Genomic DNA, 26945 nt, shown 5'->3' with positions numbered 1-26945 from the left:
GCTGCGAAGGGCCGGAACAACGTCACCGGCAACATCCACCCAGGAGAAAGCCATGCAAGGTATCAACACCAACGTGATGTCTCTGAATGCCCAGCGCAATCTGAACTCGTCACAGTCTTCCCTTTCCACTTCGATCCAGCGCCTGTCCTCGGGCCTGCGCATCAACAGCGCCAAGGACGACGCCGCCGGCCTCGCGATCAGCGAGCGCTTCAGCAGCCAGATCAAGGGCCTGAACCAGGCGCAGCGCAATGCCAATGACGGCATCTCGCTGGCGCAGACCGCCGAAGGCGCGCTGGGCCAGGTCACCAACAACCTGCAGCGCATCCGCGAGCTGGCCGTGCAGTCCGCCAACGCCACCAACTCCTCGACCGACCGCGCCGCCCTGCAGGCCGAAGCCTCGCAGCTGCTGAGCGAAATCGACCGCGTCGCCAACCAGACCTCGTTCAACGGCGTCAAGCTGCTCGACGGCAGCTTCAGCTCCGCCGTGTTCCAGGTCGGCGCCAACGCCGGCGAGACCATCAGCATCTCCAGCCTGGTGGACTCCAACGTCGCCGCCCTGGGTTCGGTCACCGCCGCCACCGGCCAGTCCAGCGCCGTCACCAGCATCGACACGCTGACCGCGGTCGGCGCTGGCGCCCTGGTGATCAACGGCACCGACGTGGGCGCCGGCATCGGCGCCGCGGGCTCCGCCCAGCAGCGCGTGGGCCAGGTCGTGGACGCGATCAACAACTACGCCAGCACCACCGGCGTGAACGCGGCCTACGACAGCGCCACCAACCGCATCGTGCTGACCTCGGCCGGCAACATCGCCGCCACCGGCACCGACGACGGCAGCCTGACCGGCTTCGACGTGACCGGCGCCGACGGCGACGCCACCGCCAGCACCACCACGGGCCTCACTGGCCTGAGCGTGGCCTCCTACGCCGGCGCCTCGCTCGCCATCCAGCAGGTGGACAGCGCTCTGTCGCAGGTCAACTCGGCTCGCGCCACCATCGGTGCGGTGCAGAACCGCTTCGAGTCGGTGGTCGCCAACCTCGCCACGACCTCCGAGAACCTGTCGGCTGCCCGCAGCCGCATCCAGGACACGGACTTCGCGGCGGAAACGGCCAACCTGACCCGCGCGCAGATCCTGCAGCAGGCCGGTACGGCGATGCTGGCCCAGGCCAACTCGGCGCCGAACAACGTCCTCAGCCTGCTGCGCGGCTAAGCGACGGAAACCCGACGGGGCGGGCCGCGAGGCCCGCCCCCAAGGGACTCCCACTCCGGAGTCGTCCAAGGAGTAGAAGATGAGTACAGAGATTTCAGCGGTAGCGGCGTTGGCGGCCTCCAGGGGAGGCGAGGGCCAGCGCGCTGCCGTTTCCGCGTTTCCGGCATCCGCGGCGGCTCCGCCGGCAGCGGCCGCCGCGGCACCCGCCCCCGGCGCGGGAGAAGCCTTGCAGGCGCCCACGGCGGCGGAGCTGCAGAAGGTGGTCCAGCAGATCGAGCGCTACCTGGAGTCCAGCCGCACCGGCCTGGAGTTCCGCGTGGACCGCGACCTCAACCGCGTGGTGGTGTCGGTGGTGGACCCGCGCGACGGCACGGTGCTGCGCCAGATGCCCAGCGAGGAAGCCCTGCGCATCGCCAGGGCCTTGGCCGACGAGGGCGGCAGCGGCCTGCTCGACGCCCTGGCCTGAAAACTGCATAGGCCCCTCACCAGAGAGCGAACATGGCGACCAGTTCCATCAATGCTTCCAGCTTCAGCTCCGGGCTCGACGTGGTCAGCCTGGTATCGCAGCTCGTCGCTGCGGAACGCGCGGCTCCGGACGCCCGGCTCAATGCCGCGCAGTCCAAGGCCCAGACGCGCCTCTCCGCGATGGGCGTGCTGAAGTCCGCCCTGTCCAACCTGCAGACCACGGCCAAGACCCTGGTCGGCGGCGGCGCGGTGGCCACGCCGGCCGTGAAGTCCTCCCGCGAGGACCTGTTCACCGCCACGGCCGCGGCGGGTGCCGCGCGCGGCAGCTTCGCGGTGGAGGTGGTGTCCCTGGCGCAGTCGACCAAGCTGGTGTCCGCGCCCATGGCCAGCGCCGATACCATCCTCGGTGCCGGCGATGTGGATATCACGGTGGGCTCCGAGAGCTTCAAGGTCACGCTGGGCAGCACCGGCAACAGCCTGGGCGCCCTGCGCGACGCCATCAACAACGCGACGGACAATCCGGGCGTCACCGCCTCGCTGGTGACCGAGTCGGGCGGCGTGCGCCTGCTGCTCACCGGCAACCAGACCGGCGCCAGCCAGGCGGTGAGCGTCAGCTCGCCCCTGATCTCGCTGAGCCAGACGCAGGCAGCGGTCGACGCGCACGTGAAGGTGGAAGGTTTCGACGTCTACAGCGCCAGCAACACCGTGACCGGCGCGCTGGACGGGGTGACGCTGAACCTGGTCAAGGCAGAGCCCGGCACCACCGGCACGCTGGCGCTGACCACCGACAACAGCGCCGCTTCCAAGGCGGTGCAGGACTTCGTCACCAAGTACAACCAGGTGTTGACCACGATCAACAACCTGACCAAGTACGATCCGGCGACCAAGACCGCATCCACGCTGACCGGCGACAGCACCGCGCGCCAGGCCGCCAACGAGCTGCGCGCCATCATGGGCGGCTCCGCGCCGGGCGGCTCGGTCAGCTACCTGTCGCAGCTGGGCATCAAGACCGGGTCCGACGGCTTGCTGACGGTGGACAGCGCCAAGCTCGGCGAGGCCATCGCCAAGGACGCCAGCAGCATCGCGCGGATGTTCGGCGGCGAGGACGGCTACGCCAGCAAGATCAGCAAGAACATCGACGCCATGCTGGCCGAGGGCGCCGGCATCGACGCGCAGACCGACACCCTGCAGGCCCGCCTCAAGGACATCAGCAGCCAGAAGGACGCGCTGGACCGGCGCATGACCCAGGTGCAGGCGCGCTACACCGCGCAGTTCACCGCGCTGGACACGCTGATGACGCGCATGAGCACGACCAGCAACTACCTCACCCAGCAGCTCGCGGCGCTGGCGGCCAACAATTCCTAGCGCCGTTCTTCCATGTGGGAGCGACGCGAGTCGCGATTACCCCCGAAAGATCTCGACCCGCGTCGCTCCCGCATGAGGTCGTCTCTCGCAGGAGCGGCGGTCAGCCCCGAACAGTGGCTGAATAAGCTGCCGTTCATCCTGAGCCTGTCGAAGGGCAGATGGTAGCTCGTTGACCCATGGGGAACCGCCCGTGCTTCTGTCCTCCGACAAGCGCAGGACTTCGGCATGAACAGACTTTTCCAGCGCTTCCCTAGTGCGCCAGCTTCAGCCCGATCACGCCGGCCAGGATCAGCAGCACGCTGACCATGCGGGCGATGGTGGCCGGCTCGTTCAGCAGCAGGATGCCCAGCAGCACGGTGCCGGCGGCGCCGATGCCCACCCAGACCGCGTAGGCCGTGCCCACCGGCAGCGAGCGCATCGCCAGGCCCAGCAGGCCCAGGCTGATCGCCATGGCGCCCACGGTGAGGACAGTGGGAAGGGGGCGGGTGAAGCCCTCCGTGTACTTCAGGCCGATGGCCCATCCGATCTCGAACAGGCCCGCCAGGACCAGCAGCAGCCAGGACATGATGACGCTCCGCGATGCGGGGTCGTCCCCGGGGTAATCCGACGATTCGCCGGGGTCGTCCCCGTGTCGGTGGTCGGCCGCTTGGACCGGCCGTCGGCAGGGGAGTTCCCCGGCTGTTCCAGGGCTCAAGTCTAGTCCATCGCCGCCGATAAGGGTCTGGACGACAACAGGAGTTTCTCCCATGCCCGCCCCGCAATCCGGCGCTCTCCGGCAGTACCAGAATACCGCGGTGATCGACGCGGCCAGCGCCGACATTCCGCCGCAGCAGCTGATCGCCATGCTGCTGTCGGGCGCGCTGGAGCGGCTCAACGCGGCACGCGGCTGCATCCTGGCCGGCGACCTGCTGCGCAAGGCGCCACTGATCGCCTCCGCCTCCGCCATCATCGAGCATCTGCGCCTGTGCCTGGATCACCAGGCTGGCGGCGAGATCGCCCGCAACCTCGATGCGCTCTACGACTACATGGGCCGCCGCCTGCTGCGCGCCAACCTCGACAACGACGCCGAGGGCGTGGACGAAGTGGCGGGCCTGCTGCGCACCATCAAGGCCGCCTGGGACGAGGTAGGCCGCCCGGGTCCGCGGCTGCGCTAGGGCGCTCGGCAAGGCCGTATGGCACAGGGACTGCAGGGTCCCGGTGATCCCGACCGAGTTCCGTCCATGAACGATCCGACCTCCCTCGACCAGCAGCTGGGCTACCGCGACACCCTGCCGCTGAGCTGGGTGCCGCTGGCCACGCCGCCGCCGCCCGAGCAGTTGCAGCAGTTGCAGGAGAACAACCTGCGCGTGCTGGCCGTGGTCGCGGCGCTGGAGGAGCGCCACTCCCCGCGCGGCGAGAACGACGAGCGCGTGGAGCAGGAGCTGGAACGCATCCACCAGAAGCTGGACATGCTGCTGGTGCTGTTCGGCCAGTTCCTGCGGCGCATGGACCCCTCGGCACCGCCGCGGCCGGTCCGGCTGACCTCCGCCGGCCTGAGCTGGGAGGGCGGCAGCGCCCTGGAGGGTTACGGCCTGCTGTCGGTCATGCTGCACCCCTGCATGCCGGAGCCCTTCACCTGGCCGGCCCGGGCGACCAACGCCGGCGCCGTGGGCGAGGCCCGCTTCGAGCCCCTGGGCGAGGCCCTGGAGGCCGCCCTGGAGAAGCACGTCTTCCTGCACCACCGCCGTTCAGTCGCCGTCTCCCGACCGCCTGCCGCCCGGAGCGCGTAGGGCGCTCCCTGACGGGGGTAGTATCTTCCCAGACTCTTGGAGGAGATCCCGGGATGCGGCTGATACTCGCCGAACCGCAGACGCTGGTCCGTGCCGGCCTGGCGCGGCTGCTGGAGCAGCACGCCGGCGCCGAGGTGATCGGCGAAGCGGACGACGGCCAGCAACTGCTGGAACTGGCCGCCCGCCTGCGCCCGGACGTGATCGTCAGCGAACTGGCCCTGGGCCGCATGAGCGGCCTGGAGCTGCTCTCTCAGCTGCGCCGCCACTATCCCGAGATCGCCGTGCTGATGATCTCCGCCCAGCTCGACAGCCACTCGGTGCGTACCGCGCTCAAGCTCGGCGCCGCCGGCTTCCTCGGCAAGAACGCCGACCCCAAGGAACTGGCCCTGGCGCTGCAGGCCGTGCAGAAAGGGCAGGTCTACCTCAGCCCCGGCATCGCCCACCTGGCCTTCGAACGCCGCAGTGCCTCGCAGCGCGCCGAAGACCACGTGGCCCTGACGCCGCGCCAGAAGCAGGTGCTGCAGCTGATCGCGCGAGGCCGCTCCACCAAGGAGATCGCCTCCCTGATGGGCGTCAGCATCAAGACCGTGGAGACCCACCGCGCCCGCATGATGCAGTCGCTGGGGCTCTACGGCACCAACGCGCTGATGCGCTATGCCATCCGCCTGGGCATGGACAGCGGCACGCTGTAGGGCGCGCTATTCCCATCCAGGCTCGTTGCCCGCTTCTCCCTGCTCGTCATTCCGGCGAAAGCCGGTATCCAGTGGATCTGCTCGGTGCCTGGCGAAGCTCTGGAAAAGTCCGTCCGTGCTGAGCCCTGAGCTTGTCGAAGGGTCGAAGCAGGGGCGGACTTTTTCCACCGTTGGTCAATGAGCTGTCGTCCACTGGGCCGACAAGCGCTTCAAGCCGACGCGGCTTAAGCTAGGGCATTCGGTACCGCGAGCGGAGAACACCATGGGACTGTTGACCTTCAGCCTCAACCTGACCCTGGACGGCTGTGTCGACCACCAGGAAGGAATCGCCGACGACGAGACTCACGCCTTCTTCACCCGCCTCATGGACGAGGGCGGGGCGATGCTGTGGGGCCGGGTCACCTACGAGATGATGGAGAGCTACTGGCCCGCGGTCGCCCGCGGCGATGCGGAGGCGCCGCCGGCGATGCGCGAGTGGGCGGTCAAGCTGGAGGCCAAGCCGAAGTACGTGGTGTCCGCGACGCGAGAGGACTTTCCTTGGACCAACAGCCACCACATCGCCGGCGACCTGCGCACGGGCATACAGAAGCTCAAGGACGCGACCCCGGCCGGCGTGCTTCTCGGCAGCGGCAAGCTCGCGGCCGAACTGGACCGGCTGGACCTGATCGACGAGTATAAATTCCTCGTCCACCCCAGGATCTCCGGCCACGGCCCGACGCTGTATGAGAGCGGGCTGCCCAGCACGCGACGGCTGGAGTTGGTCTCGGCGAATCCGCTTCGCTGCGGCGCAGTCGCCGTGCATTACCGGCGCGCGCACTGACTCAGCCCGTACAGGGCGGGTCTTGACCTGCCTTCCGGCTGGCGGGCCCGGAAGCCGCCCCGCACGAGCCCTGAACACCCTCGGCGCTTGCCATCGCGCCCCCAGCACTCCAGTATCCGCCGCATAGCCGCGCGCCACGCAGCGCCGGCACCGGAGGAGAGAGCGATGAACGATTCGCGCGGTGCCGCTGCGGCGCCAGCCTCGATGGCCTATGCCTGGACGGTGGTGGCGATCCTCATGGTCGCCTACGTGTTCTCCTTCATCGACCGGCAGATCCTCAACTTGCTGGTGGGGCCGATCCGGCGCGACCTCGGCATCAGCGACACGCAGATGAGCCTGCTGATGGGCTTCTCGTTCGCGATCTTCTACAGCCTGCTCGGCATTCCGCTGGGGCGCCTGGCCGACAGCCGCAGCCGGCGCGGGCTGATCACCGCGGGCATCGTGTTCTGGAGCCTGATGACGGCGCTCTGCGGCTCGGCGCGCTCCTACCTGCAACTGTTCCTCTACCGCATCGGCGTGGGCGTGGGCGAGGCGGCGCTGTCGCCGGCCGCCTACTCGCTGATCGCCGACTACTTTCCGCCGCAGCGCCGCGCCACCGCGATCAGCGTCTACTCCGCCGGCATCTACCTGGGCTCGGGCATCGCCTTCCTGCTCGGCGGCCTAGTGATCCACTACGTCAGCGCGCAGGGCGAGGTGGTATTACCGCTGGTGGGCAGCACGCGGCCCTGGCAGGTGGTGTTCTACATCCTCGGCGCCGCCGGCCTGGTCTTCAGCCTGGCTTTCCTGCTGGTGCGCGAGCCGCCGCGGCAGGGCACGCATGCGGTGGTGCCGCTGGGCGAGGTCATCGCCTACCTGTGGCGCCATCGCCGCGCCGTTCTCTGTCATAACCTCGGCTTCGCGATGATCGCCTTCTGCTCCTATGGCGCCGCGGCCTGGATCCCGAGCTTCTACATCCGCACCTACGGCTGGAACGCCGGCCAGGTAGGCATCGTCTACGGCCTGGTGGTGATGGTCTTCGGCACCGCCGGCATCGTCTGGGGCGGGCGCCTGACGGATCGCTGGGTGCAGCAGGGCCGGGGTGACGCCGCGTTGCGCGTGGGCCTCTGGTCCTGCGCCGTCTGCGTTGCCGGCAGCTGGGCCTACCTGCTGATGCCCACCGCAGAGTTGGCCCTGCTGGCGATGGTGCCGGCCGTATTCGCCCTCGGCATGCCCTTCGGCGCCGCGCCGGCGGCGATCCAGGAGATCGTGCCGCCGCGCATGCGCGGGCAGGCCTCGGCGATCTACCTGTTCATCGTCAACCTGGTGGGCCTGGGCATCGGCCCCACCGCGGTGGCGCTGGTGACCGATTACGTCTTCCACGACGACGCGGCGCTGCGCTGGTCGCTGCTCATCGTGGGCAGCGTCGCCTGCGCCGCCGCCGCGGCACTGCTTTGGGCGGGATTGCGGCCGTACCGGGCGGCGCTCGATCAGTTGCGGACGGAAGCTTGATCGGGCTGCGTTGTGCTTGCGGGGCGCATGGAGGTATGTCGGTGGCGGCAACTTGCAGCCCGAAGCCGCCTTTCAGTTGTCCTATTGTCCTTCCTAGAGGCGGTCGTTCGCCATCGTCTGGCACCCGCCCATAGAAGTCGGGATCAGCAAACAAATCGCCCATGCGGCTTTCGGTGCGCCCTACTTCATAAAGTGGACAGTCACTAGATGATGCATTGTCCCTTCTCGGGCCCGCCGCTGAGATTCCAAATCATTGTCCGTCGGTCGCGGATCTCTCTACGGGACACTGCTCCAGAACTGGCGCATCCCAGAGGTTCCGCTGCTTAGACGATCAGTCTACGTTCACTCGTCGGCCTATCAGAAGTAGCCGAAGAGTTGCGGCTTATCCACAGGGCGGTGGTTAAAAATGCCTTACCCGATAGAAGGTTATGGCTGGCCGTCTGGGCCCGTGAAATAACGTCTGGTCTGGCTCACACTAAGTGGACGCTGTCCCTTCTCGTTCATCAGTCAAGCAGCCGCCAAACCCCTGAAGGAGTACTGGAGCAAATGCGCGGATTCAGGTCGGTTAGTGACGTCTCTGGCATAGCAAGCACTATTGAGCCCCGGGGTGACTGAATGACTAAACCCGGAGTCATACGGCCGCGAACTACAGCTGTGGCGCTCGTTGCCGCTGGGGGGGCAGTTGTTATTCTTGCTTCCGTCTTGATGGTTAATGCTTCGAGCCGGACACGTCTGCAGGATGCATTCGACCGCGCTGAAAAACAGTTTGTGCGGCAACTTGACGACCGCATGCGAAAGTACGAGTACGGTGTGCGTGGAGCTCGTGGTGCCGCTGTCGTTGCCAACTCTGACGGCGGCCTAACTCTCGCACGCTTTCGCGACTACATCTCAACCAGGGATGCGAGTCGGGAGTTTCCAGGTGCCCGCGGTTTCGGATTCATACGTCGGGTTACGCGCGACTCAGAGAATGCATTCCTGGAGCAGGCACGCGCTGAAGGCCGCACCGACTTCAGCATCCGGACGCTGGGGCCGAATAGCAGCGATCGGTACGTGATCCAGTACATCGAACCCGAGGAGATAAACCGTCGGGCCGTCGGTCTGGATATCGCGTCCGACCCTGTGCGTCTCGCTGCAGCACGTAGGGCAATGCTCAGCGGCCAAGCCACACTCACTGGCCCGATTCCCCTGGTGCAGGCACAAAGCAAGGAAGCGAACGGCTTTCTCCTGCTGCTTCCGGTCTATCGGCCAGGCGCGCCCTTGCGCACCGAAGCGGAACGATTCGAGGCTACGATCGGTTGGAGCTACGCGCCACTGATCATCGACGAAATTCTGGCCGACTTGGTTGCGCAAGATTTTGGATTGGCCGTGTCCCTCAGCGACGTAACCCCCGGGGCGGAAGCATCTAGCTTCTATTCCACATCGTCGGCCACTATCGACGCAGAATTTATCCAGAATACCCGTGAATTCGATGTGTACGGACGCCGTTGGCAAGCCGTATTGACCTCCAAGCCTTCCCTGAAACAGCAAACCTCTGTGGTTCCAAAACCGCTCGCGGTCTTGATATCACTGACGTTGTATCTGCTGCTCGTCGCACTGGGAATTCTGGTCTACCGGTTCCGATTACGCCAACGGAGGGCGCTGGCTGATCAACTTGCCTTGACCAAGGGGGTCATCGACGCTGCGCCACAAGCGATCCTGGTGGTCGATCAAACCGGCGTGATATTGGAAGCCAACCGCCAGGCACTCACGTTGTTCGGCTACTCACTGGACGCTCTCACTGGAAAGTCCGTCGACCTGCTATTGCCCGAAAACAGTCGCGACGCGCATGTGGCCCATCGCAGGAGGTATGACCGATTGGCGCGGCCTATGGCCCCGAATCGACAACTGGCGGCGCGCCATTTCGACGGACATGGGTTTCCGGTGGAGGTCAGCCTGAGCCCCTTGACGCTGGGCCGCCAAGAGTTGGTTGTAGCTTCGGTAACGGACGTCACTGAGCGGTTAGCCACGCTGGCGCATCTGCAAGCGAGTGAGTCCCGCTGGCGCGAACTGGCCAACTCGATGCCACAATTGGTCTGGACCTGCCAAGGCGATGGCCCCTGCGACTTCCTGAGCGAGCAGTGGGTCCGGTATACCGGAGTTCCGGAGGCCGAGCAATTGGGCTCGGGCTGGCTGGAGCAGGTTCATCCCGATGATCGCCCGCAGCTTATGGAGCGCTGGCAGGCTGCGGTCGAAAGCCGCGGCATCTTCAGCGTCGAGTTCCGCATCCGCCGACATGATGGCATCTATCGCTGGTTCGATACGAGGGCTGTGCCTCTTCTCGATCCAGTCAGTGGAGCGGTCGTTCGGTGGTTCGGTAGCAACACTGACATCGAGCACCGAAAGCAAGCCGAGGAGGCGCTCAGGACACTGAACGCTACGCTGGAGCAACAAGTTGTCGCTCGCACCCAGGAACTGCGCGAGGTCCTTGCCCTGCAGGGCGCCATCCTCAGCAACGCCGGATTCGCCATCATCGCCACGGAGGTTGATGGAACAATCAAGGTGTTCAACCCGGCGGCGGAACGACTTCTGGGTTACGCGGCGGCAGAGGTTATTAGCAAGGCTACACCGGCCATCATCCATGATCCGGGCGAGGTCGCGGTTCGTGCGGAATCCCTGAGCCTGGAACTCGGTTATCCGGTAGACGTCGGGTTCGAAACCTTCATCGCAAAGGCCCGGCTCGGGGCGGTTGATGCCAACGAGTGGACCTATGTGCGAAAAGATGGCGGGCGGGTGCCGGTCTGGCTCTCTGTAAGCGCACTAAGGCGGGACGATGGGGAGCTATTCGGGTTCCTGGGCATGGTGGTCGATATCACGGAGAGGCGCGAACTTGAACGAACACTTCGGGAAAGAGAGCGCTTCCTTAACGAGGTAACGGACAGCATCCCCGGGATGATCGGATATTGGGATTCCGAACTGCACTGCCGCTTCGCTAATGCCTCCTACTTGTCGTGGTTTGGGAGAGCCAAGGAGCAGATGATCGGCATTCATATCAGAGATCTGCTGGGAGAAGAATTATTCCACCGCAATGAGCCCCTCATTCGGGGTGCCCTGAAGGGAGAGGCTCAGAAGTTCGAACGTAGGTTGAAGCGAGCAGACGGTAGCCATGGTCATACATGGGCGCACTATATTCCGGACATGGATGGTGCAACGGTAAAGGGCTTCTATGTTCTGGTCACCGATATAACGGAGCTGAAAAAGGCGCAGGAAATGCTCGAGGCGACCAACCGCATACTCGAACAGCGGAATCGGGAGGTTGAGGCTGCCACACAGGCCAAGAGTCTCTTCTTGGCCAACATGAGCCACGAGATACGGACGCCGATGAATGCCGTGATTGGTATGCTTCAGCTACTGCAACGAACACCAATGACGAGGTTGCAAGCCGACTACACGGACAAGGCCGAGGCTGCGGCGCGTGCAATGCTCGCGCTCATCAACGACATCCTGGACTTCTCCAAAATCGAAGCCGGCAAAATGCAGGTGGAGCGGGAGCTGTTCAAGCTGGATGAACTGCTGCGTCAGACGGGCGCTGTTCTATCCGAGATGCTGGGAGCCAAGGATGTAGAGATACTCTTTGATATCGATCCCAATGTGTCCTCGTCGCTTGTGGGAGACAAACTACGACTTCAGCAGGTGCTTCTCAATCTGGCCGGAAACGCGATCAAGTTCACCGAGCGTGGTGAGGTTGTAGTCGGGGTGCATGAGCGAGAGCGTCGTGGGAGTGTATCAGTCCTCGATTTCTTCATCACCGACACCGGCATTGGAATCGCTCCTGAGCAGATGGGAAAGATATTCCGTGGCTTCGAACAGGCCGAGGCGTCTACGAGCCGCCGCTACGGGGGGACCGGCCTTGGCTTGGCAATCAGCCGACGTTTGGTGGCCCTGATGGGAGGCGATCTACGTGTCGAAAGTACAATGGGAAAAGGAAGCCGTTTCTGGTTCTCGCTGGAGATTGAACTCGCAGACACCTGTCCGGCTAATCTGACCTCGAGCAATGGGGGTGTCAGCCTGAGGGATTTGCGTGTTCTTCTGGTCGATGACAACCCAATGGCACGCATGGTTCTGCGCGGATATGCCGAATCGCTTGGTTGGCGTGTTGAGATGGCCTCCAACGGGAAGGAGGCACTTGCGCTTTTGGAGACGGGATCGATCAGCGGGATTGAGCATGACGTGCTTCTTATCGATTGGCAGATGCCTGATATGAGTGGATGGGAAATATGCGAGCGCATCAGGTCTCGCCCACAGCCTAGCAAGGCGGCCCTGATCATCATGGCTACCGCACACGGTCGAGGTGCACTTGGCGAGAAGCTGGAGCAGGCACCGTCTCTGGTCGATGCCTTTCTGGTCAAGCCGATAACCGCATCCATGATTCTGGACGCAGTGGCGGACGCCCGCGCCCGGCACGGTACGCTTTGGGCCCAACGGGCGATGGTAGTGTCCGAGCGCAGGCTTGATGGCGCCCGCGTCCTCGTGGTCGAGGACAATACGACCAACCAGCAGATCGCGCACGACCTCCTGGTTTCTGAGGGAGCTACCGTCACGATCGCCAATGACGGCGAGGCAGGTGTGGCCGCAGTCCGGAACGGCACTCCGCCCTTTGACGTGGTGCTCATGGATATCCAAATGCCGGGCATGGATGGATACGAAGCAACCCGGAGGATTCGAGAATATTCTGCCCGCGGACGCTTACCTATTATCGCGATGACAGCAAATGCAATGCCCCAGGATCGGGAAGCCTGCTTGGCTGCCGGTATGAATGACCATGTTGGGAAGCCTTTCCACATCGATGAACTAGTAAGAGTTCTGCGTCTACATCTGCGCGGAGATGGGGTCCCCGGGTCTCTTCCAGCCCGTTTCCAGTTGTCACCGAAAGCAGAGTTCAACTTCCCCGCAGCGATTGCCCGCCTGGGCGGCAAAGCAGACTTGTTTGCTCGCCAGGCCAAGGCTTTTGGAGTCAACCATGGTTCAGTTGCGCCCGAATTGCGAGCTTCATTGCTGGCAGGAGACAAGCTCGGAGCCGGCCGGATCTTGCATGCCCTTAAGGGCGTTGCCGGGACGCTAGGCGCCGAGGGTTTGGCCGATAGTGCGGCGATGCTTGAGTTGCAGATCAAGGAGGCTGGAGACCAAGCGGTGTTCAATCCGGACCTCATGGGTCTGGAAGGGGCTCTCGCTCGCGCTGTGACTGAGCTTCAGCGCGAAGCCGACCGACTGTCGCCTGACTCGAAAGCGGTGGTTCCGACTCGCGTCTCTGACGACATGTTGAGATCCAACCTGATCGAGCTCATGGGTTTGTTGGCCCAGAACAACACGCGGGCGCTGGCGTTGCTGGATCTAGTTATCCCCGCGATCGAGAAGCTTGATTCTCATGCCGCTCGGGAGTTAAGGACATTCGCGGACAAGCTCGATTTCGCCGGGGCTTTAGAGGCATGCCGAAAGATCGATCTCGGAGGGGATGAGTAATGCGAGATCTGACTCCAGATGCCTCCCATCGGTTTCGCTTGCTAATTGTCGATGATCAGCCCATCAATATTCGGGTACTGCATGAAGCTCTTAGCGTGGACTACGAGATATTCATGACGACCAACGGACTCCAGGCGCTGGAGATCTGTGCGCGTGAACGGCCAGATCTTGTGTTACTCGATATCGAAATGCCCGATATTGACGGCATCGAGGTTTGTCGACGGATCAAGAGCGGTGAGGTGACCAAGAATATTCCCGTGCTTTTTGTGACCGGACACACCTCTCCTGAGCAGGAGGCCCTGGGATTGGAAGTCGGTGCGGTGGATTTCATTGCCAAGCCGATCCACCCGGCTGTTGTCCGGGCCCGTGTTCGCACTCATCTCTTGCTCAAATGGCAAGCCGACCTGCTGAGGCGCATGGCGCTTATCGATGGCCTGACTGGAGTTGCGAATCGGAGATGCTTCGATGATGCTCTGGACTTGGAGTGGCGCGTCTGCTCTCGATCCGGAGAGTCACTTGGCCTGGCCATGATCGACGTGGACTACTTCAAGCGCTTCAATGACCAATACGGTCATCAGGCCGGCGATACGTGTCTTAAGACCGTCGCCCAGAAGCTCCGAGGCCTGCTACGGCGCCCTCGCGATCTGATTGCACGATATGGAGGCGAGGAGTTCGTCTGCATGATTCCGGGGGCTAGCCTGGACGCTTTGAGGGATATTTCCGAAGGCCTTCGGAGTGCCGTCGAGTCGGCGATGATCCCACATGGCGGATCAGACTGTTCGGATGTAGTCACTGTCAGTATCGGCATCGCAGTTGCTTATCCTCGATTCGGCGAGAGCCCCGACGTACTGATGCAAAGCGCAGACAGGAGCCTTTACGCTGCGAAGCAGTCTGGAAGAAACAGGGTGTTAGCCGAGCCATCAAACGGGACGAACGCACAGAAACCTCGCCTTTAAAGCTCTTTGTCAGGCAGGCGTGAGAGGCGCTAGGGCATTCCTAGAAATCTTGATCACGGGCAAGAAATCCCGCTGCGTCTGCAGGTATTCTGAGGCTGGACAGTCTTCTCAGGCCAAGCAGGCGGCGACAGCCTGATAGCCGCACTTCAACGATGGTTGTAACGGGCCAGTGCAATCGCAGCAACCGTTGGGGAAGCAGAGGCCTTCCTCAAAGCAGTCGTTCGCCATCTTCTACTCCTGGCACAAAGCGGCCGCTAAAAAAAACAGAACTCCGTTATGAGCTTCTGGCTCCTCCGCCTAGAATGGTCCCTGGGGAGCTTGCGCCCGCAGGAACCCGAAACCCGGCTCCGCCGGGCCTTTTCGTTTCCAGGGTCAAACGAGTCCGGCTCCCGATGCTGTCCGGTGGGCGATTCCAATTTGCCGGCATAAGGGGCAGCATGCCCGCCATTGACCCCTTTCCGGATCCCTTCCCATGACCGACCGTGTCACCCTCGAGATTGCCGACGGCATCGCCACCGTCGGCCTCAACCGTCCCGAGAAGCACAACGCCCTCGACATCCCGCTGATCCAGGCGCTGGTGGACACGGCCAAGGCCATCAAGGCCGACCGCTCGGTGCGGGCGGTGGTGCTGCAGGGCAACGGCCCCTCGTTCTGCTCCGGCCTGGACGTGGCCAGCGCCTTTTCCAGCCTGCCCAAGTTCTTCAAGCACTTCGCCACCTTCGGCGTGAAGAAGCGCAACATCTTCCAGGACGTCAGCCTGTGCTGGCGCGAGCTGCAGGTGCCGGTGATCGGCGCCATCCACGGCAACTGCTTCGGCGGCGGCCTGCAGATCGCGCTGGGCGCGGACATCCGCATCGCCACGCCGGAATCCAGGCTGTCGGTGATGGAGGTCAAGTGGGGCCTGATCCCCGACATGTCGGGCACCGTGCTGCTGCGCGAGCTGATGCCGATCGACGTGGCCAAGGACCTGACGCTGACCGGGCGCATCGTCTCCGGCGCAGAGGCCAAGGAGCTGGGCCTGGTGACGCGCCTGTCGGCGGACCCCCAGGCGGATGCCCTGGCGCTGGCGCGGGAGATCGCCGCCAAGTCGCCGGACGCGGTGGCGGCCGGCAAGCAGCTGCTCAACGCCAACTGGCTCTGCGGCGAGAACAAGGCCCTGAAGCTGGAGCGCAAACTGCAGCTGCTGATGTTCCGCAGCAAGAACCAGCGCATCGCGGTGAAGGCCGGCCTGGCCAAGCAGGCGCCGCAGTTCAAGCCGCGCGAGCGCGATTACTGATCGGAGGAGGTCTCGCCGGTCTGCTGTTCGCGGAAGGCGGAGGGCGACATGCCTTTCCAGCGCTTGAAGGCGTGGATGAAGCTGGCCGGCTCGGAGTAGCCCAGGCGCAGCGCGATCTCGCTGAGCTTGATGCGGCCGGTGCTCAGCATTTCCTCCGCCAGGGTCTGGCGCACCTCGTCGAGCAGGGCGCGGAACGAGGTGCCTTCCTCTTCCAGGCGGCGGCGCATGCTGCGCGGTGACAGGTGCAGGCTGTCGGCGATGCGCTGGATGTCGGGCATCTCTCCCGGCGCGCGCAGCAGCAGGTCGCGCACCTTGCCGGCGATGCCGGCGCGCGACTGGCGCTGCGCCAGCAGTTGCCGGCACTGGTCCAGGCAGAGCCGCGCGAGCTGGCTGTCGCCCTGCGGCAGGGGCGCGTCCAGCACGGCGGCCGAATACAGCACCGAGTTCTCGGCGGCATCGAACTGCGGCTCCAGCCCACAGAGTTCGGCGTAGCGCGCGGCATGCGCCGGGCGCGGCCCGCGCAGCAGCACGCGCGTGGGCGGAATGCCGCCCGGGCGGATCTCGCGCACGGCATTGGTCAGCGCGGCGAAGTCGCGGTCCAGCAGGAACTGGCGCAGGTCCTCGGGGATGCCGCTGTCGTCCAGCAGCACGGCGATGTCGCGCCCGCGCGGCTCCATGCGGAAGCGCACGAAGGCATAGGACAGATCGAGGTAACGGGTGGCGATGTCCGCCGCGCTGCGGAAGTTGGGGCTGCTGACCAGGGCGAAGCCCCAGATGCCGTACACCGCCAGGTGATAGCGCAGCCCGGCATCCAGTCCCAGGTCCGGCAGGTGGCGCAGCCGGCGCACGATGTTGCGCACCAGGCGCAGCTCCTGGCCCGCGGTGATCTCGCTCTGCGGGTCGGCCAGCGTGTCCGGGTCGATACCCGTGCCCTGCAGGCACTCGGCCGCCTCCATCCCGCGCGAGACCGCGAGCTGGGTCAGCAGGTTGGCACTGATCGCGCTGCGCGTTGCGTCCTCGGGGACCATGCGAAAGTGGGGGGAGTGGCCTGGCCACAATTATCAATACCTTGTCCCTTGGCGTCATCTACAAGGCTGTCAACGGTCCCTCATGATGGATGGATTGCCCCAACGCGGCTGCAAGACCGTGCATCGAGGAGTGTTTCGCGTGCCCCAGAGTTTCGACTACATCGTCGTCGGCGGCGGTTCCGCCGGCTGTGTGCTGGCCAACCGCCTGAGTGCCGACGGGCGCTACCAGGTCTGCCTGCTGGAGGCCGGCCCGGACGACCGCAATCCGCTGATCCACATGCCGCTGGGCGTGGTGCCGCTGGTGCGCGGCTGGTTTGCCAACTGGCGGTTCTGGAGCGAGCCGCAGCCGCAGCTCGGCGGGCGCCGCACCTACCAGCCGCGCGGCAAGGTGCTGGGCGGCTGCAGCAGCATCAATGCCACGGTCTGTACCCGCGGCCACCGCTGGGACTACGACCATTGGTCCGAGCTGGGCTGCAGCGGCTGGTCCTATGACGAGGTGCTGCCCTATTTCCGCAAGTCCGAGAACTACGAGGCGCCGCTGGCCGAGCGCGATCGTCCCTTCCACGGCCAGGGCGGTCCGCTGAACGTCACGGCGCGGCGCTATACCAACCCGGTCAGCTCGGCGATGGTCGAGGCTGCCGTGCAGGCCGGGCATGTCCATAACGAGGACTTCAACGGCGCCGCGCAGGCCGGTGCCGGCCAGTTCAAGGTGTTCCAGAAGGGCGGCCAGCGTTGCAGCAACGCGCGCGCCTACCTGACGCCGGAGGTGCGTGCGCGCCGCAACCTGCACATCCTCACCGGCGCGCAGGCCACCCGGGTGCTGATCGAGAACGGCCGCGCCATCGGCGTGAAGCTGCGCCGCGGCGGCCGCGACGAGGAGTTGCGCGCGCAGCGCGAGGTGATCCTCTCCGCCGGCGCCTTCCAGTCGCCACAGCTGCTGATGCTCTCCGGCATCGGCCCGAAGGCGGAGCTGCAGAAGCACGGCATCGCCGTGCAGCAGGACCTACCCGGCGTGGGCGAGAACCTGCAGGATCACCTGGAAGTGATCGTGGAGACCCAGGCGAAGAGCCGTGCCGGCATCTCTTACCACCCGACCTCGCTGCTGAAGTCGATCGTCGCCCTGTTCCAGTACCTGTTCGGCAAGCGCGGCATGCTGACCAGCAACGGCCCGGAGGCCGGCGGCTTCCTGAAGTCCTCGCCGGCCGAGCCGATTCCGGACCTGCAGTGGCACTTCGGCCCGTTTCCCAACGTGACGCACGGTTTCAATTTGGTACCGATGTTCCTGCGCTACGGCTACATCGCCTATCTCTACGACCTGCGTCCGCTGTCACGCGGCCGCGTCGGCCTGCACAGCGCCGATCCGCTGGCGCCGCCGCGCATCGACCCGAACTACCTGGCCGAGCCGCGCGACGTGGACAAGCTGGTGGCGGGCGTGAAGCTGACGCGCGAGGTGCTCAAGCAGCGCGCGCTGGACCCGCACCGCGGCGAGGAACTGAGCCCCGGCCCGGCGGTGCAGTCCGACGCCGACATCGCGGCCTGGGTGCGCAAAGCCGCGGAGACCACCTATCACCCGGTGGGCACCTGCAAGATGGGCGTGGACGAGATGGCGGTGGTGGACCCGCAGCTGCGCGTGCGCGGCGTGCAGGGCCTGCGCGTGGTGGATGCCTCCATCATGCCGACGCTGATCGGCGCCAACACCAATGCGCCGACGACGATGATCGCGGAGAAGGCGGCGGAGATGATCCTGCGGTCTTAATTCCTGCCCTTTGTTTTCGCCATTCTCATTGATGGCGTTGCCTCTTCTCTCCCTCTCCCCGCTTGGGGGGAGAGGGCTAGGGTGAGGGGCTGCGGACTTTCGGCTGGAAGCCACGACGGAGGTGCCGGCGACGACGCCGGTCAGGCACAGTGGATCTCTAAGGGTTGGTTTCGCCCAAGGGCGAGTTACTTTCTTTCTTGTGAAAAGAAAGTAACCAAGAGAAACACACCCTGGGCGCGGACGGCCCCGCTGGCCCGTACATCCAAAGCATTCGCAGTCGCTCATGAAGACCTCGGAAGAGTGATTCCGAAATTCCTTCGTTGATCTCTGCTGGTTGGGAGAAAAGCAGAACCCCTCTCCCGCAAGCGGGAGACGGGCAGGCGAGGGCATGGATGCCCGAGGTAGGGCAACGCAGGAGCAGTTGCCGAGGAGAGGGTTTCTGTGAATCGTAAAGCGATTAAACCCACCGTTCGCCCTGAGCCTGTCGAAGGGTGAACGGCGGGAACCACGCCGCTCAATATCTGGCCGATTCGCGCGCCCTAAGCGTCCCTGCCGATGGTATGAACTGCTTGGAACAGGTCCCCGCCTGTCCGATTCTATCAACGGCCTGTCCCGCCCTCGCATTGGATGAGCCGCCGCTCACCGGCACCATGCCGCCGTCGAATCGCGACGCTGCCGTGCCGGGAGACACCGCATGTCCATCCTGATCAAGCCCAACGACGCCGCCTGGTTGTTCATGGAGCAGCGCGAGATGCCGACGCACATCGGCTGCCTGGCGATCTTCTCGCTGCCGCCGGACGCGCCCTCGGACTACCTGCTGCAGATGGCGGCGCGCTTCCGCGCCACGCGCATCTTCGCGCCGCCCTTCAATTACCGGCTGCAGCGCGGTGCCCTGCGCAAGCTGCTGCCGGCCTGGGAGGAGTTGTCGCCGGACCGGATCGACCTGGACTATCACTTCCGCCATTCGGCGCTGCCGCAGCCGGGCGGCGAGCGCGAGCTGGGCACGCTGATCTCGCGCCTGCATTCCTACCCGCTGGATCGCCGCCGCCCGCTCTGGGAGGTGCACCTGATCGAGGGCCTGGAGAACCGCCGCTTCGCGCTCTACACCAAGCTGCACCATTCGCAGATCGACGGCGTGGGCGGCGCACGCATGATCCAGGGCAGCATGTCCACCGACCCCGAGGCCCGCAACCTGGCGCCGCCCTGGGAGGGACGGCGCGCCGAAGGCGGCGAGCGCCGGGCCCGCCCGAGGCCGATGCCGCTCAGGCAGGTCCTGCGTGAGCAGGTGCAGGCCCTGGTGCCGGCGGTGAAGACGCTGGTATCCGGCCCGGCGCAGGAGCATGAGGACGAAACGGCGCGGCCCTTCGCGGCGCCGATGACGCCGTTCAACGGACGCATCCTGGGCAAGCGCCGCTTCGCCACGCAGCACTACGAACTGGACCGCATCAAGCGGGTGGCGCGCATCGCCGGGGTCACGCTCAACGACGTGTTCATGGCGCTGTGCTCGGGCGCGCTGCGGCGCTACCTGGGCGAGCTGGGACAGTTGCCGGAGGCCTCGCTCACGGCCGGCATGCCGGTGTCGGTGCGGCCGGCCGGAGACCAGAGCGTCGGAAATGCCATCAGCTTCATCATGGCGCAACTGCACACCGAGATCGCCGATCCGCTGGAGCGGCTCAAGGCCTGCCATGCCTCGGCACAGGCGGCCAAGCAGCCGCTGCAGCAGTTGCCCAAGGCGGCCATCAACCACTACACCATGATGCTGATGACGCCGCAGATGCTGCAGGTGAGCCTGGGCCTGGGCGGCTACACGCGGCCGATGTACAACCTGATCATCTCCAACGTGCCGGGCCCCTCGGAGACGCTGTATCTCAATGGCGCGAGGCTGGAGCAGATCTACCCGATCTCTCTGCTGTTCAACGGCCAGGCCCTGAACATCTCGGTGGTCAGCTATGCCGGCAGTTTCTGCCTGGGCTTCACCGGCTGTCGCGACAGCCTGCCCAGCATGCAGAAGATCGCGGTCTATACCGGCGAGGCGCTGGAAGAACTGGAGCGCGTGCTGGGCATCGCCGTGGAGAAGGCGGCATGAGCCGGGAAACGGTGCTGGTCACCGGGGCTTCGGCCGGCATCGGCCTGGCGCTGGCCGGCGAATTCGCATCGCGCGGCCATCCGCTGCTGCTGGTGGCGCGATCGGCGGACCGGCTGAAGGAGATCGCGGCCGATCTGCGCCGCCGCCACGGCACCGCCAGCGAATGGATCGCCGCCGACCTGTCGCGGCCGCAGGCGCCGCAGGAGCTGTTCGAGGCCTGCCAGCGGCGCAATCTCGAGGTGGACATCCTGGTCAACAACGCCGGCGTGCTGTGGGAGGGCGAGTTCGACGGCATCGCGCTGGAAAGACACCTCAACCTGCTGCAGGTGAACATCGCCGCGCCCACGGCGCTGGCGCACCTGTTCCTGCAGCCGATGCTGGCACGCGGGGCGGGGCGTATCCTCAACATCGCCTCCACCTCGGCCTTCAACCCGGTACCCTCGCTGGCCAGCTACGCCGCGAGCAAGGCCTACCTGCTGTCCTGGAGCGAGGCGCTGAACCTGGAGCTGCGCGAGCGCGGCGTCACGGTGACGGCGGTCTGCCCCGGCTTCACGGAGACGGCGATGATCGCGCAGGAGGGCCGCAAGCCCATGACCCTGCCGCTGGTGCCCAACCTGACGCCGGAGCAGGTGGCGCGCGAGTCCTACGAAGCCTGCATGACCGGCAGGGCGCTGCACATCAACGGCCTGATGAACCGGCTCGCGGTGCAGGGCATGAAGTACCAGCCGTTCTGGCTGCGCCGCGAGATGGTGGGGCTGATCGAGAAGTGGGGTATCTAGGCTCGTGTCTGCAGGAGCCAGCTCGCCGGCGAGCTCGATCTGGAAGTCGCCGGCAAGCTGGCTCCCGCATCATGCGTCGGCGTCGCCCGCCCCCGGTCGCTTGAGCTTGCGGTAGGCGGTGGGCGACATGCCCTTCCAGCGCTTGAAGGCGCTGATGAAGGCGGCAGGCTCGGTGTAGCCGAGGCGGCTGGCGATCTCGGCCAGCTTCATGTGGGCGGACAGCAGCAACTCCTCCGCGAGCGTCTGGCGCACCTCGTCCACCAGCGCGCGGAAGGTGGTGCCCTCCTCGTCGAGCCGGCGGCGCAGGCTGCGCGAGGCCATGTGCAGCTCCTCCGCCACGGTTTCCAGCGAGGGCATCTCGCCGGGATTGCGCAGCAGGCGGTCGCGGATCTGGCCCGCCAGGCCGGAGCGCACGCTGCGCTTGGCCAGCAGCTGGCGGCACTGCTCCTCGCACATGCGCGCCATCATCGGGTTGGCCTGCGGCAGCGGGGCGTCCAGGTCCTTGGCGGCGATCAGGATGGCGTTGAGCGGTGCCTCGAAGCTGGGGCGCACGCCGCAGAGCTTGTCGAAGCGCCAGGCGTAGTCGGGGCGCGGAAAGCGGAATTGCGCACTGCGCCCGGGGAAGCCGCCGGGGCGCATCTCCCAGGCCGCGTTGGCCCAGGCGGCGAAGTCGCGCTCCACCAGGAACTGGCGCAGGTCTTCGGGCACCTCGCTGTCATCGAGCACGATCAGCAGGTCCTTGCCGACGTTCTCCAGGCGGTAGCGCGCAAAGGCATAGGAAAGATCCAGGTAACGCACCGCGATCTCCGCCGCGCTGCGGAAGTTGGGGCTGCTGATCAGCGCGAAGCCCCAGATGCCGTAGGCCGAGAGGTGATAGCGCAGGCCGGCGTCCAGGCCCAGGCCCTGGCTCGCTGCGGGGCCGAGCCCGGAGAGCAGGTTGCGGATCAGCTGCAGTTCCTGCGCGGCGCTGATCTCGGTGGCGGGGTTGGACAGGTCGGCGGCGTCGATCCCGGTATTGCGCAGGCAGGCTTCCACCGGCAGGCCACGCTCGGCCCCGAGCCGCGTGAGCAACTGTGCGCTGATGACCGGGCGGCGTACTTCGGCGACGGGCATGGATCGGACTCCGACGGCGGCGGGAGGTGGTTGGCCGCAATTATCAGTGAGTTGGCCGAAAACGTCATTTTTCGGGTTTCCCCCTCGGAGCAAGTCTGCCGCGATGCCACGGAAGGACGATCATCTGGCCGAAATCATTAACTGTTTGTCCCCTGGACTCATTCCCCGCGGGTGGTGACGGGCGGCAGCATTCCCAGCCATGAAAACAGAGCCCGGCGCCGCAACAGGCGCCGGCGTTTTTTTACTGGGGAGTTCCAGATGCATATCGAAAACCGCGTCTTCCTGATCACCGGCGGTGCCTCGGGCCTGGGTGCCGCCACGGCGCGCGCACTGGTCGCCCGCGGCGGCAAGGTGGTGATCGCCGACCTCAACGACAAGCTCGGCCAGGAACTGGCGCGGGAGCTGGGCCCCGCCGCGCGCCATGCGCGCGTGGACGTGGCCAGCGAAGCCGACGTGCAGCAGGCCGTGACGCTGGCGCTGGCCGAACTGGGCGGCCTGCACGGCGCGGTGAACTGCGCCGGCATCGGCGCCGCCGAGAAGGCGCTGGGCAAGGAAGGCCCGCTGGCGCTGGAGCGCTTCAACCGCATCATCAGCGTCAACCTCGTCGGCAGCTTCAACGTGATCCGCCTGGCGGCGCATGCGATGAGCCTGCAAGCGCCCAACGAGGGCGGCGAGCGCGGCGTGATCATCAACACCGCCTCGGTCGCGGCCTTCGACGGCCAGATCGGCCAGCCGGCCTACTCGGCGTCCAAGGCCGGCGTGGTCGGCATGACGCTGCCGCTGGCGCGCGAGTTCGCGCGCATCGGCATCCGCGTGATGACCATCGCCCCCGGCATCTTCGAGACGCCGATCCTCGCCGGCCTGTCGCCGGAGGCACTGGACTCGCTGAACAAGTCGGTGCCCTTCCCGCCGCGCCTCGGCCGTCCGTCCGAGTTCGCCCAGCTCGCCGTGCAGATCGTCGAGAACCCGATGCTCAACGGCGAATGCATCCGCCTGGACGGCGCCATCCGCATGGCGCCGCGCTAAACGACCGTCACCCTCGTGGGAACGGCCTTGGCCGCGATCTTTCCACCCTGAATCGCGGCCAAGGCCGCTCCCGCGAAAGCGAAGCCTTTTCACTTCAAACCAGAGAAAACCATGACCGAAGCCTTCATCTACGACCACGTCCGCACCCCCCGCGGCAAGGGCCGCGCGGACGGCGCGCTGCACGAGATCACCCCGCTGCAGCTGGGCACCCAGGTGCTGCAGGCCCTGCGCGAGCGCAACCGGCTCGACACCGCGCTGGTGGATGACGTGATCATGGGCATCGTCTCGCCGGTGAGCGAGCAGGGCGCGGTGCTGCCGCGCTCCATGGCGCTCAACGCCGGCTACGCCGAGACCGTCTCCGGCGTGCAGGTCAACCGCTTCTGCGGCTCGGGCCTGGAAGCCGTGAGCCTGGCCGCCGCACGCGTGATGTCCGGCATGGCGCCGGCCGCCATCGGCGGCGGCGTGGAGTCGATGTCGCGCGTGGCGATGGGTTCCGACGGCGGCTCCTGGCCCACCGATCCCTCCTTCGCGCCGCGCGTCAACTTCGTGCCGCAGGGCATCAGCGCCGACCTGATCGCCACGCTCGACGGCTACTCGCGCGAGGACGTGGACGGCTTCGCCGTGGAAAGCCAGCGCCGCGCCGCGCAGGCCTGGAAGGAAGGCCGCTTCGGCAAGTCGATCCTGCCGGTGCGCGACGTCATCGGCCAGGTGGTGCTGGATCGCGACGAGCACATCCGCGCCGGCACCACGGTGGCGGACCTGGGCAAGCTCAAGCCCTCGTTCGAGATGCTGGGCCAGCAGGCCGGATTCGACGCCGTGGCGATCCAGCGCTACCCGCAGGTGGAAGCGATCAACCACGTGCACACCGGCGGCAACTCCTCCGGCATCGTCGACGGTGCCTGCGGCATCCTGATCGGCACCAAGGAATTCGGCCAGAAGGCAGGCCTGAAGGCTCGCGCCCGCATCCGCAGCTTCGCCGCCATCGGCTCCGAGCCCTGCATCATGCTGACCGGCCCGGCCGCGGTGTCGCACAAGGCGCTGAAGCTGGCCGGGATGAAGGTGAGCGACATCGACCTGTGGGAGATCAACGAGGCCTTCGCCTCGGTGGCCATGCGCTTCATGCGCGACATGGACATCCCGCACGACCGCGTCAACGTCAACGGCGGCGCCATCGCCATGGGCCATCCGCTGGGTGCCACCGGTGCCATCATCGTCGGCACCGTGCTCGACGAGTTGGAGCGCACCGGCAAGACCACCGCGCTATGCACGCTCTGCGTCGGTGCCGGCATGGGCAACGCCGCCATCATCGAGCGCATCTGAGGGCGGCGCAGGTTCCTGCCACGCCTCGACAAGCTCGGAACGATCGGGAACCGGTGGGTTCCGTTCGCCCCGGGCCAGTCGAGGGATGAACGGAATCGGCGCAGGACTTCGCAACGAATACCTGGATTCAACATGACTACCGCACTGAAATTCGACCTCGACCGCAACGGCTTCGCCATCCTCACCATCGACGTGCCCGAGCGGCCGATGAACGTCATCACGCCGGAGCTGACCGCCGAGCTGACGCAGGCCGTCGAGCGCATCGCCGCCGACGCCGCCATCAAGGGCGCCATCATCACCTCCGGCAAGCCGGGCGCCTTCGTCGCCGGCGCCGACCTGAAGGACCTGGTCACGGCCTTCGACAAGGGCATCGACGCCGTCGAGGGCTCCAAGGCCTCGTTCGAGCTCTCCGCCCTGTTCCGCCGCATCGAGACCAGCGGCAAGCCCTTCGCCGCCGCGATCAACGGCCTGGCCCTGGGCGGCGGCCTGGAGCTCTGCCTGGCCTGCCATTTCCGCGCGCTGAGCGATGATCCCAAGGCCGTCGTCGGCCTGCCCGAGGTCAATGTCGGCCTGCTGCCGGGCGCCGGCGGCACCCAGCGCCTGCCGCGCCTGATCGGCATCCCCAACTCGCTGCCGCTGCTGCTGCAGGGCAAGCAGGTGAAGCCGGCCGAGGCGCTCAAGCTCGGCATCGTCCACGCCCTGGCCCCGGCCGACCAGCTGGTGGCCAAGGCCACCGAGTGGCTGCTGGCCACGCCCAGCGCCGAACAGCCCTGGGACAAGAAGAACTTCCGCGTGCCCGGCGGCGCCGGCCCTATGGCCGCACATGCCAGCCAGACCTTCGTCGCCGGCAATGCGCTGACCTCGGCCAACACCAACGGCAACTATCCGGCCCCCAACGCCATCCTGTCCTGCGTCTTCGAAGGCACCCAGGTGCCGATGGACACGGGCCTGCGCATCGAGAGCAAGTACTTCGGCAAGCTGCTGTCGGGCGCCGTGGCGCGCAACCTGATCCGCACGATGTTCATCAACAAGGGCGCCGCCGACAAGCTGGCCGGCCGCCCCAAGGGCGTGGCCAAGTCCAAGGTGCAGAAGCTGGGCGTGCTCGGCGCCGGCATGATGGGCGCCGGCGTCGCGCATGTCAGCGCCAAGGCCGGCATCCAGGTCGTGCTGCTCGACTCCACCCTGGAGCAGGCCGAGAAGGGCAAGGCCGGCATCGCCGCGATGCAGGCCAAGGACCTGGCCAAGGGCAAGACCACGCAGGACAAGATCGACGCCATCCTCGGCCGCATCAAGGCCACGGCCGACTACGCCGACCTGGAAGGCTGCGACCTGATCGTCGAGGCCGTGTTCGAGAAGCGCGAGATCAAGGCCGACGTCACGGCCAGGACCGAGGCCGTGATCCCCGAGACGGCGACCTTCGGCTCCAACACCTCCACGCTGCCGATCACCGGCCTGGCCAAGGCCTCCAGGCGCCCGAAGCAGTTCATCGGCATCCATTTCTTCTCGCCGGTCGAGAAGATGCCGCTGGTCGAGATCATCCTCGGCGAGCAGACCTCCGACGAGACCCTGGCCAAGGCCCTGGACTACGTCGCGCAGATCAAGAAGACCCCGATCGTGGTGCGCGACTTCCCGGGCTTCTACACCAGCCGCGTGTTCGGCACTTTCTGTTCGGAAGGCCAGAAGATGCTGCTCGACGGCATCGAGCCGACGCTGATCGAGAACGGCGCCAAGCTCGCCGGCTTCCCGGTGGGCCCGCTGGCCGTGTCCGACGAAGTGACCATGTTCCTGCAGCAGAGCATCTACAAGCAGCAGGAAGCCGACAACCTGCCGGAGAAGTACCGCGGCAAGCTCGGTCGTCCGGTCGTCGACAGGATGGTGGACGAACTCAAGCGCCCGGGCCGCCGCTTCGGCGCCGGCTTCTACGACTACCCGGAGGGCGGCGGCAAGAAGCTGTGGAAGGGCCTGAAGGATGTCTTCCCGGTGAAGGCCGAGCAGCCGACGCTGGCGGAGGTGAAGTCGCGCTTCCTGACCATCATGGCGCTGGAGACGGCGCGCTGCTTCGAGGAGGGCGTGATCGCCTCGCCGATCGACGCCGACATCGGCTCGATCCTCGGCATCGGCTACCCGGCCTGGACCGGCGGCACGCTGTCCTACATCGACACGCAGGGCCCCAAGGCCTTCGCCGACGAGTGCGCGCGCCTGGCCGCCGCCTGGGGGCCGCGCTTCGAGCCCTCGGAGTGGCTGAAGGCGCGCGGCGCCTCCGGCGAGCTGTTCTACAAGAAGGCGGGCTGAAGCCCGTCTCC

20 protein-coding genes are annotated in these 26945 nt (G+C 66.0%); 17 read left to right on the top strand and 3 right to left on the bottom strand.

The genetic code is table 11. From position 1 onward, the window contains the following. Nucleotides 1–52: 52 nt before the first annotated feature. The 3 genes from C3942_RS07105 (at nucleotide 53) to fliD (ending at nucleotide 3037) form a co-directional block, all read left to right on the top strand. On the top strand, nucleotides 53–1207 hold the full coding sequence (locus C3942_RS07105) for a flagellin (RefSeq protein ID WP_104229684.1): 1155 nt from the start codon (nucleotides 53–55) through the stop codon (nucleotides 1205–1207). Between the two features lie 226 nt (nucleotides 1208–1433). Then, the gene (locus C3942_RS22915) at nucleotides 1434–1673 is read left to right on the top strand and encodes a flagellar protein FlaG (protein WP_165797362.1); all 240 of its coding nucleotides are present in this window, start codon (nucleotides 1434–1436) and stop codon (nucleotides 1671–1673) included. A gap of 32 nt (nucleotides 1674–1705) precedes the next feature. Continuing rightward, the gene (fliD, locus tag C3942_RS07095) at nucleotides 1706–3037 is read left to right on the top strand and encodes a flagellar filament capping protein FliD (protein WP_104229682.1); all 1332 of its coding nucleotides are present in this window, start codon (nucleotides 1706–1708) and stop codon (nucleotides 3035–3037) included. A 250-nt stretch (nucleotides 3038–3287) separates the two neighbouring features. Here fliD and sugE read toward each other — a convergent pair whose 3' ends face one another. Then, nucleotides 3288–3602: a quaternary ammonium compound efflux SMR transporter SugE gene (gene sugE, locus C3942_RS07090; protein WP_104229681.1), complete on the bottom strand. Its 315-nt coding sequence runs from the start codon at nucleotides 3600–3602 to the stop codon at nucleotides 3288–3290. A gap of 181 nt (nucleotides 3603–3783) precedes the next feature. Here sugE and fliS point away from each other — a divergent pair, with 181 nt between their 5' ends. The 8 genes from fliS to C3942_RS07050 all read left to right on the top strand — a co-directional run bounded on the left by fliS (nucleotide 3784) and on the right by C3942_RS07050 (nucleotide 15534). After that, nucleotides 3784–4191 carry a flagellar export chaperone FliS gene (fliS, locus tag C3942_RS07085; RefSeq protein WP_104229680.1) on the top strand — a complete coding sequence of 136 codons (408 nt, stop codon included), beginning with the start codon at nucleotides 3784–3786 and terminating at the stop codon, nucleotides 4189–4191. A gap of 66 nt (nucleotides 4192–4257) precedes the next feature. After that, entirely contained in the window at nucleotides 4258–4806 is a 549-nt protein-coding gene (locus C3942_RS07080; RefSeq protein WP_165797361.1) for a PilZ domain-containing protein, read from the top strand. Between the two features lie 53 nt (nucleotides 4807–4859). Further along, complete coding sequence (locus C3942_RS07075; protein WP_104229678.1) at nucleotides 4860–5498, top strand: response regulator; 639 nt, start codon at nucleotides 4860–4862, stop codon at nucleotides 5496–5498. 262 nt (nucleotides 5499–5760) lie between these two features. Next, complete coding sequence (locus tag C3942_RS07070; RefSeq protein WP_104229677.1) at nucleotides 5761–6318, top strand: dihydrofolate reductase family protein; 558 nt, start codon at nucleotides 5761–5763, stop codon at nucleotides 6316–6318. Between the two features lie 165 nt (nucleotides 6319–6483). Then, nucleotides 6484–7806, top strand: a complete 1323-nt coding sequence (locus C3942_RS07065) for a spinster family MFS transporter (protein ID WP_104229676.1) — start codon at nucleotides 6484–6486, stop codon at nucleotides 7804–7806. 615 nt (nucleotides 7807–8421) lie between these two features. Further along, nucleotides 8422–13302, top strand: a complete 4881-nt coding sequence (locus C3942_RS07060; RefSeq protein ID WP_104229675.1) for a PAS domain S-box protein — start codon at nucleotides 8422–8424, stop codon at nucleotides 13300–13302. After that, nucleotides 13302–14258 (top strand): diguanylate cyclase, encoded by a 957-nt coding sequence (locus C3942_RS07055; RefSeq protein ID WP_104229674.1) that lies wholly within the window; start codon nucleotides 13302–13304, stop codon nucleotides 14256–14258. The genes C3942_RS07060 and C3942_RS07055 overlap by 1 nt, the downstream gene beginning before the upstream one ends. A 472-nt stretch (nucleotides 14259–14730) precedes the next feature. Beyond that, the gene (locus C3942_RS07050; protein ID WP_104229673.1) at nucleotides 14731–15534 is read left to right on the top strand and encodes a crotonase/enoyl-CoA hydratase family protein; all 804 of its coding nucleotides are present in this window, start codon (nucleotides 14731–14733) and stop codon (nucleotides 15532–15534) included. Here C3942_RS07050 and C3942_RS07045 read toward each other — a convergent pair. Beyond that, nucleotides 15528–16562, bottom strand: a complete 1035-nt coding sequence (locus tag C3942_RS07045; RefSeq protein ID WP_207766006.1) for an AraC family transcriptional regulator — start codon at nucleotides 16560–16562, stop codon at nucleotides 15528–15530. The two genes, C3942_RS07050 and C3942_RS07045, sit on opposite strands and share 7 nt — an antisense overlap. Before the next feature lie 85 nt (nucleotides 16563–16647). Here C3942_RS07045 and C3942_RS07040 point away from each other — a divergent pair, with 85 nt between their 5' ends. The 3 genes from C3942_RS07040 to C3942_RS07030 all read left to right on the top strand — a co-directional run bounded on the left by C3942_RS07040 (nucleotide 16648) and on the right by C3942_RS07030 (nucleotide 21183). Beyond that, a complete protein-coding gene (locus C3942_RS07040; RefSeq protein ID WP_104229935.1) occupies nucleotides 16648–18318 on the top strand; it encodes a GMC family oxidoreductase in 1671 nt (556 codons plus the stop codon). A 694-nt stretch (nucleotides 18319–19012) separates the two neighbouring features. Next, nucleotides 19013–20404, top strand: coding sequence for a WS/DGAT/MGAT family O-acyltransferase (locus C3942_RS07035; protein ID WP_104229672.1), 1392 nt, complete (start codon nucleotides 19013–19015; stop codon nucleotides 20402–20404). Beyond that, complete coding sequence (locus tag C3942_RS07030) at nucleotides 20401–21183, top strand: SDR family NAD(P)-dependent oxidoreductase (protein ID WP_104229671.1); 783 nt, start codon at nucleotides 20401–20403, stop codon at nucleotides 21181–21183. The genes C3942_RS07035 and C3942_RS07030 overlap by 4 nt, the downstream gene beginning before the upstream one ends. A 69-nt stretch (nucleotides 21184–21252) precedes the next feature. Here C3942_RS07030 and C3942_RS07025 read toward each other — a convergent pair whose 3' ends face one another. Then, nucleotides 21253–22296 (bottom strand): AraC family transcriptional regulator, encoded by a 1044-nt coding sequence (locus C3942_RS07025; protein WP_104229670.1) that lies wholly within the window; start codon nucleotides 22294–22296, stop codon nucleotides 21253–21255. A gap of 258 nt (nucleotides 22297–22554) precedes the next feature. On the opposite strand from C3942_RS07025, the gene C3942_RS07020 reads away from it, so the two are divergent. The 3 genes from C3942_RS07020 (at nucleotide 22555) to C3942_RS07010 (ending at nucleotide 26934) form a co-directional block, all read left to right on the top strand. After that, nucleotides 22555–23322, top strand: coding sequence for a 3-hydroxyacyl-CoA dehydrogenase (locus C3942_RS07020; protein WP_104229669.1), 768 nt, complete (start codon nucleotides 22555–22557; stop codon nucleotides 23320–23322). Nucleotides 23323–23433: 111 nt separating this feature from the next. Beyond that, nucleotides 23434–24642: an acetyl-CoA C-acetyltransferase gene (locus tag C3942_RS07015; protein ID WP_104229668.1), complete on the top strand. Its 1209-nt coding sequence runs from the start codon at nucleotides 23434–23436 to the stop codon at nucleotides 24640–24642. Nucleotides 24643–24774: 132 nt separating this feature from the next. After that, complete coding sequence (locus C3942_RS07010) at nucleotides 24775–26934, top strand: 3-hydroxyacyl-CoA dehydrogenase NAD-binding domain-containing protein (RefSeq protein ID WP_104229667.1); 2160 nt, start codon at nucleotides 24775–24777, stop codon at nucleotides 26932–26934. Nucleotides 26935–26945 lie beyond the last annotated feature (11 nt).

The organism is Solimonas fluminis (assembly GCF_002930645.1).
Lineage (GTDB): Bacteria > Pseudomonadota > Gammaproteobacteria > Nevskiales > Nevskiaceae > Solimonas_A > Solimonas_A fluminis.
Note: the sequence above shows the minus strand (reverse complement) of the source record. Positions and strands in the feature narration are given on the sequence as shown.

Excerpts from the sequence above, each read along its gene's own strand:
- fliD (WP_104229682.1), top strand. The coding sequence starts at position 1,706 with ATGGCGACCAGTTCCATCAATGCTTCCAGCTTCAGCTCCGGGCTCGAC.
- C3942_RS07105 (WP_104229684.1), top strand. The coding sequence starts at position 53 with ATGCAAGGTATCAACACCAACGTGATGTCTCTGAATGCCCAGCGCAAT.
- sugE (WP_104229681.1), bottom strand. The coding sequence starts at position 3,602 with ATGTCCTGGCTGCTGCTGGTCCTGGCGGGCCTGTTCGAGATCGGATGG.
- C3942_RS07010 (WP_104229667.1), top strand. The coding sequence starts at position 24,775 with ATGACTACCGCACTGAAATTCGACCTCGACCGCAACGGCTTCGCCATC.
- C3942_RS07015 (WP_104229668.1), top strand. The coding sequence starts at position 23,434 with ATGACCGAAGCCTTCATCTACGACCACGTCCGCACCCCCCGCGGCAAG.
- C3942_RS07055 (WP_104229674.1), top strand. The coding sequence starts at position 13,302 with ATGCGAGATCTGACTCCAGATGCCTCCCATCGGTTTCGCTTGCTAATT.
- C3942_RS07040 (WP_104229935.1), top strand. The coding sequence starts at position 16,648 with ATGGATGGATTGCCCCAACGCGGCTGCAAGACCGTGCATCGAGGAGTG.
- C3942_RS07060 (WP_104229675.1), top strand. The coding sequence starts at position 8,422 with ATGACTAAACCCGGAGTCATACGGCCGCGAACTACAGCTGTGGCGCTC.
- C3942_RS07025 (WP_104229670.1), bottom strand. The coding sequence starts at position 22,296 with ATGCCCGTCGCCGAAGTACGCCGCCCGGTCATCAGCGCACAGTTGCTC.
- C3942_RS07050 (WP_104229673.1), top strand. The coding sequence starts at position 14,731 with ATGACCGACCGTGTCACCCTCGAGATTGCCGACGGCATCGCCACCGTC.
- C3942_RS07035 (WP_104229672.1), top strand. The coding sequence starts at position 19,013 with ATGTCCATCCTGATCAAGCCCAACGACGCCGCCTGGTTGTTCATGGAG.
- C3942_RS07045 (WP_207766006.1), bottom strand. The coding sequence starts at position 16,562 with ATGGTCCCCGAGGACGCAACGCGCAGCGCGATCAGTGCCAACCTGCTG.
- C3942_RS07075 (WP_104229678.1), top strand. The coding sequence starts at position 4,860 with ATGCGGCTGATACTCGCCGAACCGCAGACGCTGGTCCGTGCCGGCCTG.
- C3942_RS07080 (WP_165797361.1), top strand. The coding sequence starts at position 4,258 with ATGAACGATCCGACCTCCCTCGACCAGCAGCTGGGCTACCGCGACACC.
- C3942_RS07020 (WP_104229669.1), top strand. The coding sequence starts at position 22,555 with ATGCATATCGAAAACCGCGTCTTCCTGATCACCGGCGGTGCCTCGGGC.
- C3942_RS07030 (WP_104229671.1), top strand. The coding sequence starts at position 20,401 with ATGAGCCGGGAAACGGTGCTGGTCACCGGGGCTTCGGCCGGCATCGGC.
- C3942_RS07065 (WP_104229676.1), top strand. The coding sequence starts at position 6,484 with ATGAACGATTCGCGCGGTGCCGCTGCGGCGCCAGCCTCGATGGCCTAT.
- C3942_RS07070 (WP_104229677.1), top strand. The coding sequence starts at position 5,761 with ATGGGACTGTTGACCTTCAGCCTCAACCTGACCCTGGACGGCTGTGTC.
- fliS (WP_104229680.1), top strand. The coding sequence starts at position 3,784 with ATGCCCGCCCCGCAATCCGGCGCTCTCCGGCAGTACCAGAATACCGCG.